Origin of the sequence: Kitasatospora sp. NPDC091257 (assembly GCF_044757675.1) — a bacterium.
Lineage (GTDB): Bacteria > Actinomycetota > Actinomycetes > Streptomycetales > Streptomycetaceae > Kitasatospora > Kitasatospora lactacystinica.
Window position 1 is genome coordinate 1 of record NZ_JBIVVI010001169.1, and the last position, 2814, is coordinate 2814.

Here is a 2814-nt window from a genome sequence, read left to right on the forward strand (position 1 = left end):
CCAGCAGCTCCTGGGCCCCGGCCTCGGGCAGGGTGATCCGGGCGCCGCCGGGCTGGGTGCGCGCCGCGACCGCGGCCCGGGTGCTCAGCGCCGCCTCCACCAGCCGGCGGGCGCCGGGCTCGTCGATCCGGTCCAGCTCGGGGACGCGCGCCGTCTCCTCGGCCTCGGCCGTGCGGCGGCGCCACTGCGCGTAGTGCACGGCGTGGGTGAGGGCGTTCACGGCCCGCTCGGGCGCCGCGTAGGCGGGGATGCCGCCGGGACGCAGCCGGGTCGGCAGGTCGGTCAGCGCCAGGTGGGTGAGCAGCAGCGGCTTGCCCAGCTCCCGGGCGCGCAGGGCCGCTTCGAGCAGGGCGGCGGCGATCTCCGGGTCGTCCGAGCCCATCGCCGGGTCGTCCTCGCCGGTCAGCCGGCCGCCCATGAAGGCGTGGGCGGAGGTGCCGATCGGCGGGATGGCGACGGCGATCACCGCGTCCACGGCCGGGTCGGCGAGCGCGACGTCCAGGGCGATCCGGAAGTTCTCGCCGGTCGCGGCGGTGGTGAGGTCGACGGGAGTGCACGGGCGCAGGCCGGCGCTCAGCAGGGCGTCGTAGGTGAGCAGGCCGAGCGAGTCGGAGTTGCCGACCACCGCGACCCGGTCCCCCGGCGGCAGCGGCTGCTGGGCCAGCAGCTCGCCGGTGTCGTACAGCTCGGTGATCGTCGCCACCCGGGTGACGCCCGCCTGTTCGAACAGCGCGTCCACGGTGGCGTCGCGCAGGCCGGTGGCGGTGGCGGGGACGGCGTGGCCGGGCGGCAGGCTGCCGGTGTGCCGGGCGCCCTTGACCACCACGACCGGCTTGACGGCGGCCAGCCGGCGGGCGATCCGGGTGAACTTGCGCGGGTTGCCGAAGGACTCCAGGTACAGCAGCACCACCTGGGTGGCGTCGTCCTCGGCCCAGTACTGGAGGAAGTCGTTGCCGGAGACGTCGGAGCGGTTGCCGACCGAGGCGAAGGAGGAGACGCCGAGGCCGCGCTTGTGGGCGGCCTCCAGCAGGGCCACGCCGATCGCGCCGGACTGGCAGAAGATCCCGAGGCCGCCGCTACCGGGCAGGCGCGGGGCGAGCGAGGCGTTCAGCGGGTGCTGCGGGTCGGTGTTGATCAGGCCGAAGGCGTTCGGGCCGATCACCCGCATGCCGGCCGCGCGGGCCTGGCGGACCAGCGCGCGCTGGCGGTCCCGGCCTTCCGGACCGGTCTCCGCGTAGCCGGCGGTGACCACCACCAGGCCCTGCACCCCGTGGGCGCCGCAGTCGGCGACGGCGGCCGGGACGGCGCCCTCGGGGACGGCGATCACGGCGAGGTCCACCGGTCCGGGAATGTCCAGAATCGAACGGTGGACCGGGACGCCGTCCAGCTCGGTGCCGGGCGCGGCGTTGCGGTTCACCGCGTACACCGCGCGGTCGGCCGGGGCGTCGTCCCCCAGCAGGTCGCGCAGGATGGCCCGGCCGACGGTCTGCGGGGTGCGGGAGACCCCGATCACCGCCACCGAACGCGGGGTGAGCAGCCGCTGCACGGAGCGCGCCTCGGCGCGGTGCTCGCGGGCGCGCATCACGGCGAGCGAGCGGTCGGTCTGTTCGAGGTCGAACTCCAGGTGCACCACACCGTCGGCGAAGCTGCGGTGCTGGGTGTAGCCGGCGTCGGTGAAGACCTTCACCATCTTCCGGTTCTCCGGCAGCACTTCGGCCTGGAAGCGGCGGATGCCGCGCTCCTGCGCGACCGCCGCGATGTGCTCCAGCAGGGCGGAGGCCACGCCGCGGCCCTGGTGGGCGTCCTGCACGAGGAAGGCCACCTCGGCGTCGGTGCCGGTGTCGCAGGGGCGGCCCTCGGCGTCGATCCGGTCGTACCGGACGGTGGCGATGAAGCGGTCCCGGACCACCACCGCGAGGCCCACCCGGTTCACGAAGTCGTGGTGGGTGAAGCGGCGGACGTCCTTGTCGGAGAGCCGCGGATAGGGGGCGAAGAAGCGGAAGTACTTGGACTGGTCCGACACCTGCTCGTAGAACCCCACGAGCCGGCCGGCGTCGGCGGGGGTGATCGGCCGGATCCGGGCCGTGCCACCGTCACGCAGCAGGATGTCCGCTTCCCAGTGCTGCGGATAGTCGGGTTGCGCGGGGTTCGCCACCGCGGGGTCTTCCACATTCGTCAGGTTATCCGGCGGCGGGCCGAATGGCGCCGGGCACGTGCTCGCGGCAGGGTGGACAGCGCCATCGACCGGGCTTTATGCCCCGAAAAGAAACAATCACAACTCCTGAACGCGGCGGTTTCCAGGGGCCGCCTGCGTGCAACACTGGTCTAGACAACATGGCCGCTTCCCCCGCTCCCCCTGAGCACGGCCGTGACCAGCTTCACCGGAAAGGCACGTCTCATGGCTGAGCGCCGCGTCACCATCGGTTGGGCCGAGGGCCTGCACGCCCGTCCCGCCTCCGTCTTCGTCCGGGCCGTCACGGCCACTGGCGTGCCGATCACCATCGCCAAGCCCGGCGGCAACCCGGTCAACGCCGCCTCCATGCTCGGCCTCCTCGGCCTGGGCGCCCAGGGCGGCGACGAGGTCATCCTCGCCTCCGACGCCGAGAACGCCGACGACGCCCTCGACCGCCTCGCCAAGCTCGTCTCCGAAGGCCTCGACGAGCTCCCGGCCGCGGCCTGAGCCTCGCAGCACACACCCGATCGGGGTGGGGGGGCCCCCCCGGGCGCCCCCCCCCCCCCCCCGGCGGCCCCCCCCACGGCGACCCCCCCCAGCGGGGGCGCGTCCCCCCACAACCACGACAACAAGCACGAGAG

Annotated in this window: 2 protein-coding genes; one reads left to right on the forward strand and one right to left on the reverse strand. The window is 74.4% G+C overall.

Annotated elements, in window-relative coordinates; all coding sequences use genetic code 11:
- Nucleotides 1-2170: GNAT family N-acetyltransferase (locus ACIQOV_RS35870; protein ID WP_401055008.1), on the reverse strand; the 2170-nt coding region annotated here is incomplete at its 3' end.
- Between the two features lie 228 nt (nt 2171-2398).
- Between ACIQOV_RS35870 and ACIQOV_RS35875 the strand changes: the two genes are divergently transcribed.
- Nucleotides 2399-2680, forward strand: coding sequence for an HPr family phosphocarrier protein (locus ACIQOV_RS35875; protein ID WP_049653316.1), 282 nt, complete (start codon nt 2399-2401; stop codon nt 2678-2680).
- Nucleotides 2681-2814 lie beyond the last annotated feature (134 nt).